The 16,988-nt window shown below is 53.8% G+C and carries 16 protein-coding genes and 1 tRNA gene; 5 read left to right on the top strand and 12 right to left on the bottom strand.

Going from position 1 to position 16,988, the window contains the following annotated elements; translation table 11 throughout:
- Window positions 1–21 precede the first annotated feature (21 nt).
- From BN4275_RS03710 to BN4275_RS03690, 5 genes are all read right to left on the bottom strand, one after another.
- Window positions 22–1,431, bottom strand: a complete 1,410-nt coding sequence (locus tag BN4275_RS03710; protein ID WP_066454081.1) for a glutamate synthase-related protein — start codon at window positions 1,429–1,431, stop codon at window positions 22–24.
- A gap of 143 nt (window positions 1,432–1,574) precedes the next feature.
- Window positions 1,575–2,453, bottom strand: a complete 879-nt coding sequence (locus BN4275_RS03705; protein WP_066454078.1) for an SIR2 family NAD-dependent protein deacylase — start codon at window positions 2,451–2,453, stop codon at window positions 1,575–1,577.
- Window positions 2,374–3,189, bottom strand: coding sequence for a protein-ADP-ribose hydrolase (locus BN4275_RS03700; RefSeq protein WP_066454979.1), 816 nt, complete (start codon window positions 3,187–3,189; stop codon window positions 2,374–2,376). Before BN4275_RS03700 ends, BN4275_RS03705 begins: the two co-directional genes overlap by 80 nt.
- 269 nt (window positions 3,190–3,458) lie before the next feature.
- Window positions 3,459–3,860 (bottom strand): pyridoxamine 5'-phosphate oxidase family protein, encoded by a 402-nt coding sequence (locus BN4275_RS03695; RefSeq protein WP_066454076.1) that lies wholly within the window; start codon window positions 3,858–3,860, stop codon window positions 3,459–3,461.
- A gap of 260 nt (window positions 3,861–4,120) precedes the next feature.
- Window positions 4,121–4,753 carry a Crp/Fnr family transcriptional regulator gene (locus BN4275_RS03690; protein WP_242863549.1) on the bottom strand — a complete coding sequence of 211 codons (633 nt, stop codon included), beginning with the start codon at window positions 4,751–4,753 and terminating at the stop codon, window positions 4,121–4,123.
- Between the two features lie 169 nt (window positions 4,754–4,922).
- On the opposite strand from BN4275_RS03690, the gene BN4275_RS03685 reads away from it, so the two are divergent.
- From BN4275_RS03685 to speB, 4 genes are all read left to right on the top strand, one after another.
- On the top strand, window positions 4,923–5,618 hold the full coding sequence (locus BN4275_RS03685) for an ATP-binding protein (RefSeq protein ID WP_066454073.1): 696 nt from the start codon (window positions 4,923–4,925) through the stop codon (window positions 5,616–5,618).
- A 609-nt stretch (window positions 5,619–6,227) separates the two neighbouring features.
- A complete protein-coding gene (locus BN4275_RS03675; RefSeq protein ID WP_066454069.1) occupies window positions 6,228–7,904 on the top strand; it encodes a sigma 54-interacting transcriptional regulator in 1,677 nt (558 codons plus the stop codon).
- Window positions 7,905–7,996: 92 nt separating this feature from the next.
- A complete protein-coding gene (locus BN4275_RS03670; protein WP_066454066.1) occupies window positions 7,997–9,394 on the top strand; it encodes a YjiH family protein in 1,398 nt (465 codons plus the stop codon).
- Between the two features lie 28 nt (window positions 9,395–9,422).
- A complete protein-coding gene (speB, locus tag BN4275_RS03665) occupies window positions 9,423–10,388 on the top strand; it encodes an agmatinase (protein WP_066454063.1) in 966 nt (321 codons plus the stop codon).
- Window positions 10,389–10,804: 416 nt separating this feature from the next.
- On the opposite strand, the gene BN4275_RS03660 is transcribed toward speB, so the two are convergent.
- Window positions 10,805–11,161: a helix-turn-helix domain-containing protein gene (locus BN4275_RS03660; RefSeq protein ID WP_066454060.1), complete on the bottom strand. Its 357-nt coding sequence runs from the start codon at window positions 11,159–11,161 to the stop codon at window positions 10,805–10,807.
- 228 nt (window positions 11,162–11,389) lie between these two features.
- Entirely contained in the window at window positions 11,390–11,581 is a 192-nt protein-coding gene (locus BN4275_RS03655) for a helix-turn-helix domain-containing protein (RefSeq protein WP_242863572.1), read from the bottom strand.
- 508 nt (window positions 11,582–12,089) lie between these two features.
- Here BN4275_RS03655 and BN4275_RS03650 point away from each other — a divergent pair.
- Window positions 12,090–12,566: a hypothetical protein gene (locus BN4275_RS03650; RefSeq protein ID WP_066454057.1), complete on the top strand. Its 477-nt coding sequence runs from the start codon at window positions 12,090–12,092 to the stop codon at window positions 12,564–12,566.
- A gap of 120 nt (window positions 12,567–12,686) precedes the next feature.
- Here BN4275_RS03650 and BN4275_RS03645 read toward each other — a convergent pair.
- From BN4275_RS03645 to holA, 5 genes are all read right to left on the bottom strand, one after another.
- Window positions 12,687–12,773: transfer RNA gene (locus BN4275_RS03645), tRNA-Leu, on the bottom strand.
- 59 nt (window positions 12,774–12,832) lie between these two features.
- A complete protein-coding gene (locus tag BN4275_RS03640) occupies window positions 12,833–13,960 on the bottom strand; it encodes a DHHW family protein (RefSeq protein WP_066454054.1) in 1,128 nt (375 codons plus the stop codon).
- Between the two features lie 51 nt (window positions 13,961–14,011).
- A complete protein-coding gene (locus tag BN4275_RS03635; protein WP_066454049.1) occupies window positions 14,012–15,343 on the bottom strand; it encodes an MBOAT family O-acyltransferase in 1,332 nt (443 codons plus the stop codon).
- 21 nt (window positions 15,344–15,364) lie between these two features.
- Window positions 15,365–15,952, bottom strand: coding sequence for a ribonuclease M5 (locus BN4275_RS03630; RefSeq protein WP_066454040.1), 588 nt, complete (start codon window positions 15,950–15,952; stop codon window positions 15,365–15,367).
- Window positions 15,952–16,986 (bottom strand): DNA polymerase III subunit delta, encoded by a 1,035-nt coding sequence (holA, locus tag BN4275_RS03625; RefSeq protein WP_066454036.1) that lies wholly within the window; start codon window positions 16,984–16,986, stop codon window positions 15,952–15,954. The genes BN4275_RS03630 and holA overlap by 1 nt, the downstream gene beginning before the upstream one ends.
- Window positions 16,987–16,988 lie beyond the last annotated feature (2 nt).

Below are 16,988 nucleotides of genomic sequence, written 5' to 3'. Positions count from 1 at the left end.
ACGCGGCAGGCCCCGGATCTGTCATACATGCGGGACAAACGTATATTCCGCAATCTCGCGGTTGACCGTCACCAGATCCTCCAGCGACAGGCTGTGCACATCGTCATGTCCCAGACAGCGCGCCAGCGTTTTGAGCTCCTCGGTCGACGCGGTAAGGAAGTTCGCCAGCCGCTGTGCACCGATATCGACACGCAGGCGTTTTCTGAGTTCCGGGTCCTGGGTGGCCGCTCCCATCGGACAGGTTCCGGTGTTGCAGATGCGGTATTGCTGGCAGGCCGCGGCCATCAGCGACGCGGTCGCGATTGCCACCGCGTCCGCGCCCATGGCCAGCGCCTTTGCAAAATCGGTCGAGACGCGCAGCCCGCCGGTGATGACAAGGTCGATATCCAGGTGGTGCTCGTCCAGATACCTCCGTGCGCGGTGCAAAGCAAAGATCGTCGGAACACTGGCCGCGTCCTTTAAAAGCTTCGGGGAAGCGCCGGTCGCGCCTCCGCGCCCGTCGATCGTCATAAAATCCGGCTTCGCATGCGCGATGAACGCCATATCCCGTTCAATCCTGCCCGCGGCGATCTTCACGCCAATCGGCCTGCCCCCGGAACGTTCCCGCAGTTCCGCAACCAGTTCACGCAGATCCTCCTTGCTCTTCAGCCGCTCAAACCGGGACGGGCTCACGATATCCTCCCCCATCGGCTTTCCGCGCAGAGCCGCGATCTGTTCGGTGACCTTCTCCCCCGGCAGATGGCCGCCCATACCGGGCTTGGTGCCCTGTCCGATCTTGATCTCGATCGCATCCGCACGGCGCAGGTTCTCATCGGTCACGCCGTAGAGGTTCGGCACGTATTCGAATATGTATTTGTAGGCCGCGTCCCTCTCCGGCGGCAGGATGCCGCCCTCGCCGCTGCACATCGCGGTCTTTGCCATGGCCGAGCCCTTCGCGAGCGCGACCTTCATCTCCTCGGACAGCGCGCCGAAAGACATGTGGGAAACGTATACCGGCGTTTCCAGCACCATCGGCTGTTCGGCATGCTTTCCAATCACGGTGCGGGTGTTGACCGGCGCGTGCTCATCGAGCGGCGGCGGGTCAAGCTGCGCGCCAAGCAGGAGGATCTGATCCCAGCCAATCACCGGCAGACGGGTCCCCATCGCTTCGATAACCGATTGTCCGGTCTGCGCCATCGTATGGATGGTGGCCATATGCGGCTCATGCTCGTCGCTCAGGCGGGCAAACTCCTTCGGGTATGCGAGCGGATTGTCCTGCCGCGCGGGCTCTGCGGGTGCGGCGGCAACCGGTTCCTCCGGAATTTTTTTATACATCCGTTTCGGCACCCCGCAGGCCGGACAGCTCCAGTCCTCCGGCAGGTTGTCAAATTTTACGCCCTGCTCGTCCTCGTCATAGATAAATCCACAGATTTCGCACTGATATTTCGCCATCTGATCCACCCCTTCCTCTTTTTTCCTTGTTTTCATTTTAAGGGCAGAATTGGGGAATGTCAATCATTTCCGGCGTTTTATCCCGGCTTTGGGCGCAGGCCCATGCTTCCGGCCCCGTTCCTCCTCCACCGTTTCACACGGGTTCATCCAGGTTGCGCAAGACTGGCCAGCACTTCCCCGATGTCCCGGTTGATGCAAAGCGACCTGAATCGGATTTCATGCGGCGCGTCCGCCTCCCCATTGTTGATACAGACATATACCGCGTCCGGATTTCTGCGGGCGAACTGCCAGAACGGATATTTGATGATCACCGGGGTGTTCGCGCCCACGCCCAGTTCCAGGTACAGAACGCGCCCGACCCTGTGACGGTCCAGAAACGCCTCGTACCGCTGTTTTGCATGGTACCATCCCTCATCCTGCACGAAACTTGCGTCACAACGCAGGTTCATTGCCATCGGCCTGCCGCAGGCCGGACAGTGCGGAACAAGTTCTTGGGGAATGCGCATCTCCTTTTGTTCGCGGACCATCCGGCGCACCATATCCTCGTTGTCATAGGTTTTCTGATGGCAGGGCTTCACGCACTGCCACAGGCCGTAATCCCCCTGTGTATAGAACAGCCTCCGCTTGTCAAAGCCGGCCAGCTGGAAACTGTGATCCACGTTGGTGGTGATGATAAAATATTCCCGGCCCTCCAGCAGCTTTCTCAGACGCTGGTATGGTTCCCGCGCCGGCTGGTCGTAGCGGTTCAGATAGATATGCCTGCTCCAGTAAGCCCAATATTCCTCCAGTGTGCGGTATGGGTAAAAGCCCGCCGAATACATATCGCGCAGCCCATATTTCTCAATGAAGTCCGCAAAGTTTTCTGTGAAGCGCGGACCGGAATAGGAAAGCCCCGCCGAAGCGGAAAGTCCCGCGCCCGCGCCAACCACCACCGCGTCCGCTTTATCGAGGAGTTCCCGCAGCCGGCCGGCCTGTTCCGAGCAGTTGCTGGTAGATCCGGTAGTCAACCTCTTTAAAAACATTGAATATCACCTTCATGCCGCTGCCGGTGCGGTCCAGAAACGCCCGAACCGTTTCCACCGCAATCTGCGCGGCTTTTTCGTTTGGAAAATGGAATTCCCCCGTTGAAATACAGCAGAACGCCACACTGGCAAGCCTGTTTTCGTTCGCCAGCTCCAGGCAGGAGCGGTAACATCCGGCAAGCAGCCGGCAGTCCTTTGCCGTAAGCTTCCCGCAAACTACCGGCCCCACCGTATGCAGGACATATTTCGCCGGCAGGTTGTAGCCTTCGGTCAGCTTTGCCTGACCGGTGGGTTCCTCATGTCCCTGCGCAGCCATTATCCGGTTGCATGCGTCCCGCAGCTGCAATCCCGCGGCCGAATGGATGGCATTGTCGATACAGCCGTGACAGGGATAAAAACACCCCAGCAAGGCGCTGTTCGCAGCGTTCACAATCGCATCGGCCCGAAGCCTGGTGATATCGCCCCGCCACAACGCAAGCCGCGGGTCTGCGCAGGTCACCGGCAGGCCCGCGGCATCCACCACACCTTTCTCCTCCCGTTCTGCGCGCAGGATTTCATCCTGCGCCGCGAGAAAATCCGTCCGCAGGGGCCATGCGGGACGCAGATTCATCAGACTGCGCAGCAGCCGGCGCCGGGAAGGTTCGTCCGGCGGGAAGCTTTCCGCCCACGCAGCATACTGCGGCAGATCACGGAGCAGCATCCGGATACAATATTCGATCTGTTCCAAACGTTCCATGCATTCACCCCTGTCTTTTTAGAATCTCACGCCGCGGACAGCCCGCGCGCATTTGCCGCTGTGCAAGCAGCGCTCCTGCCGAAACCCTTGCGGACATCGCAAAAACAGATCTCCTGCTGCAAAACACGGAGGGTTTTCGAAGTTTGCACGATAAGCATTCTTTTTTCATTTTACTGCAAAATCCAGCACGCGTAAAGCCGCGCGGGTCCGGACACATATGAAAAAGGCCCCGGCGCGCCCGCTGTGCGCCGGGGCCTTCCAGCATTTTCTCAAAGGTTGAACTCCCTGGGCGGCTCGCCGGAAAAGTCAGCGATAACCGCATGGGCATCCGCCAGATAAAACACCACAAAAATCGGGTTGTCAGCGGTTTGATATTGGCCTTGGACGATTGGATTATGCATACAGCCCTCCTTGACCGCCCGGTTATTTTCAAACACCGCTCTGCCGTTCAGGCGGAGCCAGGCAAAGTCGGCGCTGGAAACCGAAATTTCAATGTACGGATTTTTTTGGATGTCCTGATAGACTTCTTTGGTATTGTTGGTACAGAACCAGAGCTTTCCTTCCCGCTCAAAACAGAACATGAAAGGGCGGCATTTTGCTTTGCCGTCACGGCCTACCGTGGCAAGATATTGCACCGGGTTTTCGGACAGGAATTTTACGACTTCGTTCATGATATGACCTCCATTGCGTCTGATGTTTCCGGCGGCTTTTCACCGCCTTTGTTTTCATGATAAGCCCGAATATCCCCGCTGTAAAGTAAGCACTTTATTGTGCGATAGTTTCCAATTTGATACCATTGGCTATTCATGCGCTTTCTGTGACACATTCGATGCGGCGCGGCAGAAGCCGCCCGCCGGAAATATGCCGTTTTTCCTGATTCCAGGCCGTAAATCCCGCAAAGGGAATCCCCCGGTGTAACGGGGAATTCCCTTTATTCCTTCAACTCAAAATTGATTTTGTCAAAGTCGATGATCCCTTCCGCGCGCATACGGGCCAGCTCGCGGCTCAGCGCGCTGCGGTCCGCGCAGAGATAATCAGCCAGCGCGGTGCGTCCCATCGGACTTATGAACCGCCGCGAGCCGTTTCTCTGCGCCTGTTGGGATGCCCAGACAAGGATCCGCTCCCTCAGAGTTTTTTTTGAGATGATCTCCATCTTTTCCATCAGTAGGACATTTTTGCGTGCCAGGAGCTTCACCATATTTTCGATCAGCCGCTGATGAAACTCGCAGGACGCGCCGCAGGTGTGCAGGACCCGGTAAAAATCCAGCAGCAGCACCGTGCAGTCGCTCGCGGCCGGGAAGGAAACAATACTGCCGGTCTGTTCCCCACAGACAAAGCTCTCCCCGAACACCTCGCCCGGTCCGATCGAAAGCAGGATGCTTTTCTGCCCCCAGACGTCCTCCTTGACCATCTGCACCATCCCGGACATCACCACGCCGATCCGGTGCAGCCGTTCCCCTTCCAGGAAGATATATTCATTTTTCCGGTATTTCTGGGTGACCGCGCCCAGACACCGCAGCATGGAATCCCGTTCCTGTTCCCCGATTTCCCCAAACAGCTCCAAATTTCTGCCCCCTTTGCGGTTCATTCTTTTCAGCATATCAAAAAACGCTGTATGTTGCAACTGCAACATACAAACGGCCCCCCTTATGTTATAGTATCTTTGCCGCAAGACAATATTCCACAGAGAAACCGGAAAACCAGAGGCTTTGGAAAAGAAAGAGGTTTGCATGATGAAACGCAAAATTATAAAAATTGATGAGAACAAATGCAACGGCTGCGGCCTGTGCGCCGAGGCCTGCCATGAAGGCGCCATCGGGATGGTAAACGGCAAAGCCAAACTGCTGCGCGAGGACTACTGCGATGGGTTGGGCGACTGCCTTCCGGCCTGCCCCACCGGGGCGATCACCTTTGAGGAACGGGAGGCCCCCGCTTACGACCACGCGGCAGTGATGGCCGCCAAGCAAGCGGCCGCGCCGCTCCCCTGCGGCTGTCCGGGCAGTCAAAGCAAACACATCCGCCGCACGCCCGAGCAGACCGCTTTAGCCGCGGAGCCTGCCTGCAGCGAACTTTCCCAGTGGCCAGTGCAAATCAAACTTGCCCCAGTCAACGCGCCCTATTTCACCGGCGCGGATCTGCTAATCGCCGCTGACTGCACCGCCTTTGCCTACGGCTACTTCCACCGCCGCTTCATCCGTGGCCGGGTGGCACTGATTGGCTGCCCCAAGCTGGATGAAGGCGATTACGCCGAGAAGCTCACCGAAATCATCCGGCAAAATGACATCCACAGCGTCACCGTTGTGCGTATGGAGGTCCCCTGCTGCGGTGGAATTGAAAACGCGGTTAAGCGCGCACTGCAGGCAAGCGGCAAATTCCTACCCTGGCACGTGGTGGTCATCTCCACCAATGGGCAGATCCTCTCGGAATAAAAAGCCGGATCATTCCGCCGCAGACACAGAACGGAAAACGTCTGAACAGTGCCAAAATGGTTTCATCCCCACACCCATTCATTTTGCCATAGGGAATCGTTTTCGGCCACTTGAAAATTTAGGCGAACATACAATCTTTTAAATTTGGATTCATATTTACGATATATCCAATTCAGCGATATGCTAATATATGGTAAACTTGCAGCACCGATGTTAGAAATATAATCGTCTCCCTGCAAAAACACCCGCGTAAAGCGGGTGTTTTTGCAGGGAGACGTCCGCAGGATTCGGAGCTGTGCGCAGTTTTATGGATGCGCAATCCTACAAGTTCCGGGATTCATTCGTCCCCATCCAGATTGCGGTGGGGAAATCTAAATTGAAATGCGTCCTCGCCCGGGTTCTAAAACCCGGGCGTTTTTTGATGAAGAACAGCAGGCTCCTGGCGCATACTTTACATACAAACTATATTCTTCTATCCTTGAATTGCTGTGGGGGAAAGTTTTGTTTTGAGACCTTTTTCTGTCTGGGCACAACTATCAATCCAAAAGGGCGCATTTTCGGTTGCGCGCAATATCGTTATCTTTATAATAAAAATCAAGGGGTGGCCATATGAACCTGTTCAGCCTGACCAAAATTAAACCCAGCGTCGATCAATATGTCAAAGTCATCGCAGACCTTCTGCATGTGGAGGTTGACATTATTGATTATAAACTGCTGCGTGTTTCCGGCACCGGCAAGTATGCCCATGACTTCTACCGGCAGGGAAATTCCTACCAATGGGTTCTTACCCACCGGCAGACACTCCTTATCGATCATCCCCGCGAACATGAACGCTGCGCTGGATGCAGCAACCTTGACCACTGCGACGACAAGGTGGAAATCACCTGTCCCATCCTGTTGGACGGGGCCGCGATCGGTGTGATCTCCATCACCACCACCGATCTTGCGCGCAAGGAAGCGCTCTGCCAAAACATCGACAATTACATCGCCTTCCTGGAAAATATCGCCGACCTGATCGCCAGCAAGGCGCGGGAATATGACATCTCCCGGCAGGAAGAGCTCCTTTCCAGCCTTCGGGAAAAATTGATCAACCTGATCAGCGACGGGGTGATCCTGCTCGATTCACAAAACCATGTGCAGTATCTCAATCACAAGGCAGAGCTGCTGCTTGCGAATTCCCTTTCGCAAATCCAATACCTGGAAAAAATCCGACAGTTTTCGATTATCCAATGCACCAGTATCCTCGGCACCAGCGCGGCGGAATATCTTGTGCGGATTCGGGAAAAGCAGTTCACCCTTTCAGGGGAGGTGCACATCCTGCGAAACGAGCGCAATGAACTCTGCAAGGTTTTCCTGTTCCAGGGGCTTGACCGGAAACGGGACGGTTTTTATGAGTTCAGCTTCCTGGACGATTTCAACGTCCACTTTCTCGAAGGGAGCAGCCCCCGCACCATCGCCATGCGGGAGCAATGTGAACGCTTTGCCGCGCTCGATTCCGACGTGCTCATTCTTGGGGAGGTCGGCAGTGGAAAAAAAGTACTGGGGTCGCTCATCCATTATAAAAGCAAGCGCCGGGAGGAACCTTTTAAAACAATTCCCTGCCACATCACCGCGGACAGCCTGCTTGAACGGGAACTGTTCAGCGCATTGGAAACCGCCCCCAACGGCACGCTTTTCATCGATGAAATCACCCTTCTGCCGCCGCATCTTCAACAGCGGCTGCTTGCAACGATCGAAGATCCCAACCGGACTGTCCGAGTGATCGCTTCCTCCAACCAGGATCTGCACCAGCTGGCCCAAAGCGGAGGGTTTCTTGGAGAACTGTGTTATGCACTTGAGTCCTTCACTATCTTTGTTCCGCCTCTGCGCAGCCGCCGGGAGGATATCCCCCTGCTGGTGCGGCAGCTGCTTGCCGCCGCCAACCGCCGTTCCGGCAAGATGGTGGCCTTTGAGCGGGATGTCATCCAGCTTTTTATCGCCTATCCGTGGCCAGGGAACGTGCGGGAACTCGAAAATACCATTTCCGCCATCGTCTGCGAGCATGATTTTGACCGGCGGGTATCTGTGTCCAGCCTGCCCCATCCAATCCGGCAGAAGCTCAGCCGTCCGCCGCAGATTTATGACCTGAAGGAAATTGAAAAACAAACCATACGCAAGGCGCTCCGAGATTTCGAAGGGCTGCCGGGCGGAAAGCAGAAAGCGATCCAGGCGTTGGGCATTAGCAAAGCAACCTTCTACCGCAAGCTCGAACGGCTTGGAATCCGCGACCAAACCAAAGACGAATAGGGTGTTGACGGCCAACCATGCGCGCGAATGGGACGGCCTTCCGACATAAAGTTTGGGTGTGCGACCCATTTATTTATGAGAGGAGGATACGCATGTCTAAAGAAAACAACACAAAACTTTCCGGTATGGACCCGGCTGTCTATCAAAAACAACTGCTGCGGTTTCTGTTTTACACATTCCTTGGGTGTCTGGTCTTTTTCTGTCCGGTCAAACAGGGGGATTCCACCAACATCGTCTTTGGTGTGATCACCGATTTTCTCAAAGGTCTGCTGGGGGATTTCGGGGTCTATCTCATCATTGCCATTATCGTCGGGAACTCCATTGCCTATTTCATCTGCCGTTTCTGCACCAAAAAAGATTCAAAGGCTTATCAATTCTATTCCGATGTTTCCCCCTATCAGGCGATCGGCTACGTCCTTGCCGCTGTCTTCGCCATCATGTACATCTTCAACTGCGGTCCGGAATGGATCATCGGCCCGGATACCGGCGGATCGATCGTTGGGATTCTCAAAACCATCCTCTGGACCATTTCCCTTGGCGCGGCGCTCATCTCTCTGCTGACCGCGTTCGGCTCGATGGAATTCATCGGGACGCTTTTTGAGCCGCTGATGCGCCCGCTTTATAAGCTGCCTGGGCGCAGTGCGCTCGACGCGATGGCCTCCTTTGTCGGCACTTCGTCGGTCGGCTGCTACCTGACCAGCCGCATCTATAAAGCTAAGGGCTATACCGTCCGGGAAGCCGCGACCATTTCGACCACCTTTTCGGTGGTAAGCGTCAGTTTTGCCGCCGTCTGCGCCCAGACCGCCGGCATCATGAACCTGTTCTACATCATCTATCCCGTGACTTTCGTCATCACCTTTGTCATGGCTTTTATCATGCCGCGCATCCCGCCCCTTTCCCGCAAACCGGACATCTATATCGACGGGACTGAGCAGCCGGAGTCGGCCCGCAAAGAAAAGATGGTATACGAACACGGGATCTGGCGGGAAGCGCTCAACCGCGCGGTCTCGAAGGCCTCCGAAACGCCGAGCTTCTGGAAGGAGATGTTCCAAAGCCTTTCCCAGGGCGTGATCCTCTGTGTCAAAGCGCTTGGAATTGTCTTTGCGGTCGGCACCATCGGAATGATCCTCGCGGAGTATACACCGGTCTTTACCTGGCTGGGCTATCCGATGGTTCCGCTCCTCAACCTGTTCGGCGTACCGGATGCGTCGGTCATCGCCCCCGCTACTCTCATCGGCGTGGCGGAGATGTTCCTGCCAAACCTGCTGATCGCTGAAATGGAAATCAGCCTTGCCGCCCGTTTTTTTATCCATGTGCTTTCGCTCGTCCAAATCATCTACTTCTCCGAGGTCGGCGCCGTGATGATCATTTCCGGCCTGCCAGTGAAGGTTTGGGAAATGGTGGTCATCTTCCTGGAACGCACCCTGATCGCGATCCCGCTGATCGCGGGCGTGATGCATCTGCTTGTCATGGCCGGAGTACTGGTCTGACCGAATTGATACATTTGGAGGAAATCATATGTCACAACAGCCAAAATACTGCCCGTTGGACCCGAAAATCTACACACGGTTCACCGGCATCCGCACCTTTATGAAGCTGCCGTTTCTGAACGGCGATCTCTCCGGCGCTGATTTTGCGGTCGTGGGCATTCCCTGCGATCTCGGCGCGACCTTCCGTTCCGGCGCCGCCTTCGGGCCCGCCGCAATCCGTGAAATGTCGATCATGCTGCGTTCCGGCAATCCCAATCTGGAAGTGGATATCTTCGACTACCTTTCCGGCGTGGATTACGGGGACGTCAACACCGATCCCTGCTCTCTGCCTGCCTGTCACGCAGAGATTGAAAAAGTCTACGACGAGATTGTCGGCCAGGGTGTGATGCCGATCGGGCTTGGCGGAGACCATTCTGTCACGCTGCCGCAGCTGCGGGCCATCGCAAAAAAATACGGGCCGGTCGCGCTCGTCCAATTTGACTCCCACCTCGACACCAACGATATCCAAAACGGGAACCGCCTGACTCATGGGACCATGTTCCGGCGGGCGGCCGAAGAGGGCCTGATCGATACACGGCATTCGGTCCAGGTTGGCATCCGCGGAATCTACGGGATCGAAACTATCCGTGAGTCAGAGGATCTCGGCTTCACAGTCATCACCGCCCACGATCTGCATGAAAACGGGATCGATTGGGCGGCCGCAAAAATCCTGGAAACGGTCGGGGACAAGAAAACCCATTTCACTTTCGACATCGATTTCTTTGATCCTGCCTATGCCCCCGGCACCGGGACGATCGAGGTGGGCGGTTTCACAAGCTATGAAGGGCTCAAGCTTACCCGCAGCATCCGGGACCTCGATTTCGTGAGCTTCGACCTGGTCGAGGTGCTTCCCGCCTTCGATCCCACCCAGATCACAGCTTATCTCGGCGGCTGCTGCGTTCACGAATTCCTTTCGATGCTCGCCTGGAAACGCAAACAGACCTCCGCGCTTTAAGCGCGTTTCTAATCACTCGCTGCCCGTTGTTAAAAAACCATTTGATCGGCCGCGGACGTATCACTGCTTCAGTGATACGTCCGCTAAAGCAATTGGCTGTTTTCTCTGCTCAGACACACATCAAGCCATGAATTTCGCTTTATGATATCGTTTGCGGTCACACGAATATTTAGGACAACTCACAATCTTTCTGGTTCTGTTACGCATTCACGATATATCCCATTGTATTAGCACGCTAAAGTATGATAAGCTTGCAGCACCCGATGCCCCGGGTAATAATATTGTTTCCCTGCAAAGATGCCCGCCGCGTGCGGGTATTTTTGCGTTTCAAATGAAAAACCGCCAACCGGTAAAGGTTGACGGTTTATGATTTATAGGCGGTATCAGGAGACGTATTTGTTCCGCCCATAAAACAGCTATCCCTCATCGTCAAATCTTGATGATGCAATATAGGAGATCAATCCCAGCGCCTTCATTTGCTTTCTGACTGGCATTTGTTCAAGCTGTTTTTCAATCTGCTGCATTCTAATTCCGAGCGGAGAATTTTCCTTGTGGGCTTGATCATGCTTCTCCTCATAGAGCTGGTCTGTAGAAATACATAAAGCTTGTGCGATCCGGCAGGCGATATCAAACGACAATTTTTGTTTTCCGTTTTCAACTCTACTCAGATAAGACGTGGTTATATCCGCTTGATATGCCAGCTCTTCTTGAACCATATTTATTTTGTCCCGATAATATTTGATATTTCGTCCAACAATGTTCCTATCTGGCATATTCCCCCTCCTTTTCCCCCATAATATACCAATTCTTTTTGACAGACCATGTACATATGTACAAGTCTCTTACTACTCGTACTATGATACATGAACGAAAGGTTAAAAGCTCCGCCACATATTAAAACGGAATTATGTTCTCAGCTTCACATTTACGATATGTCCCGTCAAAAGGCCGAATTAGGCGGCCCGCAATCGTGGTTTACTCCGCGCTTACAACTCATAAAACTATGCAACAAGCCATAATACAGGTACATCTAAGGCCCGCGCTATACTTTCAATCACATCTGCTGTTGGATTTGTCAACCCCCGCTCGATCTTACTGATTGTGGCTACGGATAGATTCGATTTATACGCCAGTTTTTCCTGGGACAATCCTTTTTGCTCTCGGTACTTTTTGACGTTCACTCCTATTGTCATGGACAGCATAATTTTATTCCTTTCTGCGGGCCGCCTGATTAACATTTTATCGCAAACCTCCCGCCAGCACTATGCATATACGAAAAAACCGCCCTGCGGAGCGGTTTTTTTATTCGTTTTCAAGTTTTAAATTGTTGCTTTTAGAATCTTTGCAAGCATTTTTCTCCTCAACCAGTTCTGAAAATTCCCAAGGGTATCTTTTTTCATATTAATCTTATTATCTTATTTTGTCCTGCTTACCATCTTCATATTTTACCCTTTCAATCAGTTGCTCCGGATCTTGCAACAAGTCGTTAATAGGGAGCGGCAGCCGTTCATCTCGCCGGTATTTCGAGGCAAGCGCGATAGCGAATAGATATATTGAATAAATACCCAAAGGCACCCGGAAATGGACGCTTTTTTGCTATGCCTTGCAAATTTTGGACAAAACTGATATACTATCCGCATAAATAACACTCGCGAAAATTACAATTGCTCTTATGCTTAATACATACATTGGGAGGATACTATGGCAAGCTATGAATTACAGCCAGAAGAAGTTGTCCTGTATGAAGGTGCAGTCACTTGCAAAGCGTACAAGGGCAATTTGCTGATGACATTGACTTCAAAGAAAGTGGTCTTTGAGAAGGAGAAGGGACTGTTCAAGAAAGAGCGCGAACTAGTTGATATAATCCTGCTCGAAAGCGTCAAGCTCTATAACGATGCCGCTCAGATTAAGCAAAAGGGCTCTGAAGTTGAAATCCAGACAGTAGAAAAGAACCTCATAATTGTATTTTCTGGTATGCTTGAAGCCAGAAAATTTGCCGGAAAGATCGTCGACACAGTAACAGGGACTACACTTGCAAAACGAAGCTCTAATAAAATCAAAGATGCTTTCACCATGGTTGATGATACTTTGGGCTTAGATACAAGAGGAACTATCAAGGGTGTACTTGAGCAGGGCGTTAAAGGTACCATCTTAAATGGCATAGGCAAGAAAAAGTAAAAATCTTCAAGAATACCAGGGGCTCCCTCTCTTAAGGAAGGGAGCCCTTTTCAAGGAGTTCTTTCGGAGTTTTTCTGCAAAAAAGAACCACCGGGAAAGCCATTCCCAGTGGTTCTTTTTTGGTGCCGCTAACCGGGATCGAACCGGTACGGTATTGCTACCGAGGGATTTTAAGTCCCTTGCGTCTGCCAGTTCCGCCATAGCGGCATCTTCTGCGCAAAAGCGCAGATATTATCATACCCCATTCGGGGCGATTCGTCAAGTATTCAGCCATCTTCTTTGGTCAGCGCGGGCAGTTTATACAGCTTTGTCAGCTCATCCGAACCAATAAATGTGTCCACCATATAGGAAAACAGCACCTGTGTATACTGGGAGACATCGATTGTGCTGAGCATCGCCGGCGTGACTTGGGAAGTATCCACCACCGTGACCCGCCCGTAATGGATGAGCAGGAACGGCAGATAGCTTTGTACCGAACGGTCGGTAAAAATCAAAAGCTGGTTATACTGCACATTCTTTGAGTTGATGGTGATATCCATCACCGGGGACATCCCCCCGAGCAGGACGTCCATCGTGCCGCCGAGCTCCCTGCGGAATTCCGGATACAGTGTGAAATACCGGCGCACGCCGTTCTGATCATAATGCGTAACCGTATAGTTTCTCTGAAACTTTGAAAAGACATACTCGGATACACGGTCGGCTTTCACTTCCCGATACGGGGAAAGGCGGTACAGATCGCCATAATAGTTATAATCGATGTGCTTTACGTCAAATTGGTCGATTTCTCGTACCTTGAGGCCAAGTGTGCGCGCCGCAACGGTGTAAAGATAATAGCCGCCCAGCCCGGTCAGGGTGTTGTCGGTACGGTAGTAGATGTATTCATCCTGATGGCTGAAAAGGATCGGATAGACGCCGATCGCGTTGACATGTCCGGATACCCTGCGATAGACATCATCAATCAGCGCCTTCTGGTCATAAAGCTGCGCAACCTCGGGATATGGGACCTTACTCTGCTGGACAGCGCAGGCGGTCGGGATCAGCATGACATAACTCGCCCGCTGGTAATCCTCTGCGAAATCAAGCATCATCAGCGTATTGGCATTCTCCGCCTGTTCGTCCTTTGGCTGCACATCAAGCATCAGCGAATCCTGCGAAATGAACACCCCGTTCTGCTCTTTGTTGCCGCCCATATAACTGAGCGACACCTGCAGCCTGCGGAAAAAATCCGCAGCCGGGAAATTCTGCGCAACCGTCTGCTCCAGCTTCTCAAGCGGCGGGCGGCCGGGCGTTTTTTCATCCAGCGAAAAACCGCGCAGCCCGCCAGCCGCAATCAGCAGCACCGGGATGGCAAACAAAACCGCCAGGAACAAAATTCCCGCGAACCGTTTTCCCATTGGGCATTCCCCTTTCCGCGCGGCGGCGCCAAATTCAAAATCTATCCGGATTTACAGCAAAAACGCGGTTGCCGCCAACAGGAGCGCCGCGCTGAACACTGCTGATAATACTGCGCTTGTGCGCGGAAGCACCCGGTCAACCATCTTTTTTACCATCCCGACAAGTCCCAGTGAACAGATGACGCATAGCACCAGCACCAGCCAGTTTGAGGCCAGCAGGTAAAGTACACGGGTATTTTCCCCGGCAACCGGCGCGCCGATTCCAAAAAGCAGCTTCAGGCAGGTGAACGACTCGCCAAGTGAACCACACATAAAAAATGTAAAAGAAACCAGAATCACCGCCATACTGTAAACCCAACAGAACAGGGTGGGAATGGCCTCCATATATTTACGCAGGAAATACCGTTCAAAAATGACGAACGCCGCAAAATAGATCCCCCACATCATCATATTGAGGTTGATGCCAAACCACAGCCCCATCAGAATGGTAACCAGCAGGATATTGAACACGCCCGACGCCATGCTTCCCTGCGCGGCGCCGAGATTAATGTAGATATACCGGCGAATGAACCGGTTAACCGTCACATTGAAACGGGAAAAGAAATCGTTGATACTGGTAGCCCGGTAGGGATAGAGAAAATTGTCCGGCAGCTCGATGCCGAAAAGGAGCGCAATCCCCCTTGCCATATCGCAGTAACCCGAAAGAATAAAATAAACGGCAAACGCCATCGTGATCACCATCGTCCAGGCGACGAGCACCGTCGCTTCCGAAAGCGGAATTTCCCGCACCTGCCCAAACAGCCGGAATGCCGCGTCCCCAAGCAGCACTTTTTTCGCAAGCCCCTGGATGAGGATCCGTCCGCCTTCCCCAACCTTCTGCAGAGTCATCTGTGGATTGCGCAGCTGGAAATGCATCCGGTTAAAATAAGTGAGCGGACCGGCGTAAAGCTTCGGGAAAAAGACTGTCATCATTGCAAAATGGATCGGGTTATGCTCTGCCGGCGCGTAACCGTGATAGCAGTCGATCACATATCCGGCACTGGTCAGGCAGAATACGCCGAGCCCCAGCGGAGCGGCCATGCCATAAACCGAAAAACGCACTCCATAAAAAGCGATCAGCCCCACGCTTTTGAGCACCGCACAGATCATAAACGCCTTGCGCAGCCCGGGGAAACCCGCGCTGCGCTCGATGAGCCGCACCATCAGGTAATCGAACAGGACAACCGAAAGCGGAAGAAGGATCAAGCCGCCTTCATGCCAGTAATACAAAAGCCCGGAAAGCAGCAACAGGAACACCGTGCGAAAACGCGCGGGGATCAGCCCGCACAGGAGGATCGACAGCGGGAGAAACAGATAGAGAAACGTCAGGCTGGTGATCTCCATGCGCTCCCCTCCTTTCCCGGTTTATTTTGCTTCCAAAAGGGCCGCAAATTCCTCATACGTATAAAGAGAATTGACCACACCAAGCATCGCTTTGGAACTCATGCGGGATGGAAGTCCCAGCTTTCCCAGAAGCTCCCTGCGGCGTTCAGCGCTCCCGTCGCCGCCCGAAAGCCCCCACGCAGCAAAGTCGGCCGTGGTAATTTTGCGGCCGCTCCCCGGATTTTCCGAGGCCTCCACCGCAACACCCGCGCGCCGGAAGGCCGCAAGCAGCGTTTCGGCCGGGATTCCTTCGACCCCCAGCTTGCCTTCCGCGCCCGGACGGCGTTTGCGGCTCTCCTTGCCGAAAAGGTCGGGGATGTAGACGTGGGTAATCTTATCGGGATCAACCGCACCCGCGATATGCGCACGGATGCGAAACCCCGCCGCATCCGAATCGGTCAGGATGATAAGTCCGTGTTTCTCAGCGAGCCTGCGCAGCAGGCCAAGTTTTTCTTTATCGCGGAAGATGTCGAAACCGCCGGTGGTAAGGATCTCGGCGTCCACAAGCGAGGAAAGCTTCGCTTTGTCGTAGCGGCCTTCCACAACAATCACCTGTTTTATCTTCAGCATCAGCGTTTCCCCGTCAGAAGGAAGAGTTTGGTGATCGTTTCTTCAAGTGCGACCCGTTCGTCGGTTCCGGTGCTTTTGAGCGCAAAATCAGCGTCGGCAAGCGTTTCCAGCATTTTGCCGATCTGCGGCGCGGAGTAGTCCGCGCTGTCACTCATCGCGTTCTTGAGGACGAATTCCCGGTTTTTTGCATAACCGAGCTCAGCCGCGGCGCGCGCCGCCGGGACAGCCGCCTGCCGCGCCGCAAAGCCGCGGTAGAGATCGACGAACGCTCCCGAAAGTGCCGCGAGCACCTTTGTAACCGGTTCACGCAGGTAGATCAGCTGGTCGCACAATTCCATCGCGGCATTAAAATTCCCGCGGAAAATCGCCTTTGAAAGGTCATAGACCCGCGCGGTCATCACAGTGGTGACCACTGCGTCAATGTCCGCTTTGGTGATGGGGCGGGGACCGGTGTAGGCGCAGAGCTTTTCCATCTCGGTGTGGAGCAGCTGCATGTCGTCCCCACAGCGCTCAATCATGTAAGAGGCGCAGTCGCCTGAAAGCTCGCAGCCGTTTTTCTGGGCGCGGTCGCGCAAAAAGCGCAGGTTGTCGCCCAAACGGCGCGCCTGCAGTTCAATGACCGCACCCGCCTTGTCGCAGGCTTTGATGAGCGCGGAGAGCTTTTCCTTTTTCGCGGGCGGCGTTTTCACCGTCACGATCACTGTGGTGGTCATCGGCGGATCGGCAAGCACCGAACACAGCTCCTTCATCTGGCCCGCGTCGAGCTTGTCCGGATCCGCGTCGAGGGTGACGCAGCGGTTGCCGGAAAAGAACGGCAGTGACTCGACCGCGTCATAAAATTCCTGCAGGTCAAGGTTTGCGCCTTCGAATTTATGAAAATTGAAATCGTTAAAATCACCGCTGAGCGTTTTTTTGATCAGCAGCTTTTCATACATCGAGATCAGGTACGGCTGGGTGCCGTAAAGCAGATAGACCCGATGCAGTTCTTCACTCTTGACATGCTTTGAAAAGTCGTTTTCCACCGTATATTTCATGG

The organism is Anaerotruncus rubiinfantis (assembly GCF_900078395.1).
Lineage (GTDB): Bacteria > Bacillota > Clostridia > Oscillospirales > Ruminococcaceae > Anaerotruncus > Anaerotruncus rubiinfantis.
The sequence above is the reverse complement of the archived record's forward strand: the minus strand, read 5'-3'. Positions and strand labels throughout refer to the sequence as shown.

Bases quoted from the DNA above. Each gene is read 5' to 3' on its own strand.
- BN4275_RS03710 (WP_066454081.1), bottom strand. From the start codon at position 1,431: ATGGCGAAATATCAGTGCGAAATCTGTGGATTTATCTATGACGAGGAC.
- BN4275_RS03705 (WP_066454078.1), bottom strand. From the start codon at position 2,453: ATGTTTTTAAAGAGGTTGACTACCGGATCTACCAGCAACTGCTCGGAA.
- BN4275_RS03700 (WP_066454979.1), bottom strand. From the start codon at position 3,189: ATGGAACGTTTGGAACAGATCGAATATTGTATCCGGATGCTGCTCCGT.
- BN4275_RS03695 (WP_066454076.1), bottom strand. From the start codon at position 3,860: ATGAACGAAGTCGTAAAATTCCTGTCCGAAAACCCGGTGCAATATCTT.
- BN4275_RS03685 (WP_066454073.1), top strand. From the start codon at position 4,923: ATGAAACGCAAAATTATAAAAATTGATGAGAACAAATGCAACGGCTGC.
- BN4275_RS03675 (WP_066454069.1), top strand. From the start codon at position 6,228: ATGAACCTGTTCAGCCTGACCAAAATTAAACCCAGCGTCGATCAATAT.
- BN4275_RS03670 (WP_066454066.1), top strand. From the start codon at position 7,997: ATGTCTAAAGAAAACAACACAAAACTTTCCGGTATGGACCCGGCTGTC.
- speB (WP_066454063.1), top strand. From the start codon at position 9,423: ATGTCACAACAGCCAAAATACTGCCCGTTGGACCCGAAAATCTACACA.
- BN4275_RS03660 (WP_066454060.1), bottom strand. From the start codon at position 11,161: ATGCCAGATAGGAACATTGTTGGACGAAATATCAAATATTATCGGGAC.
- BN4275_RS03655 (WP_242863572.1), bottom strand. From the start codon at position 11,581: ATGACAATAGGAGTGAACGTCAAAAAGTACCGAGAGCAAAAAGGATTG.
- BN4275_RS03650 (WP_066454057.1), top strand. From the start codon at position 12,090: ATGGCAAGCTATGAATTACAGCCAGAAGAAGTTGTCCTGTATGAAGGT.
- BN4275_RS03640 (WP_066454054.1), bottom strand. From the start codon at position 13,960: ATGGGAAAACGGTTCGCGGGAATTTTGTTCCTGGCGGTTTTGTTTGCC.
- BN4275_RS03635 (WP_066454049.1), bottom strand. From the start codon at position 15,343: ATGGAGATCACCAGCCTGACGTTTCTCTATCTGTTTCTCCCGCTGTCG.
- BN4275_RS03630 (WP_066454040.1), bottom strand. From the start codon at position 15,952: ATGCTGAAGATAAAACAGGTGATTGTTGTGGAAGGCCGCTACGACAAA.
- holA (WP_066454036.1), bottom strand. From the start codon at position 16,986: ATGAAATATACGGTGGAAAACGACTTTTCAAAGCATGTCAAGAGTGAA.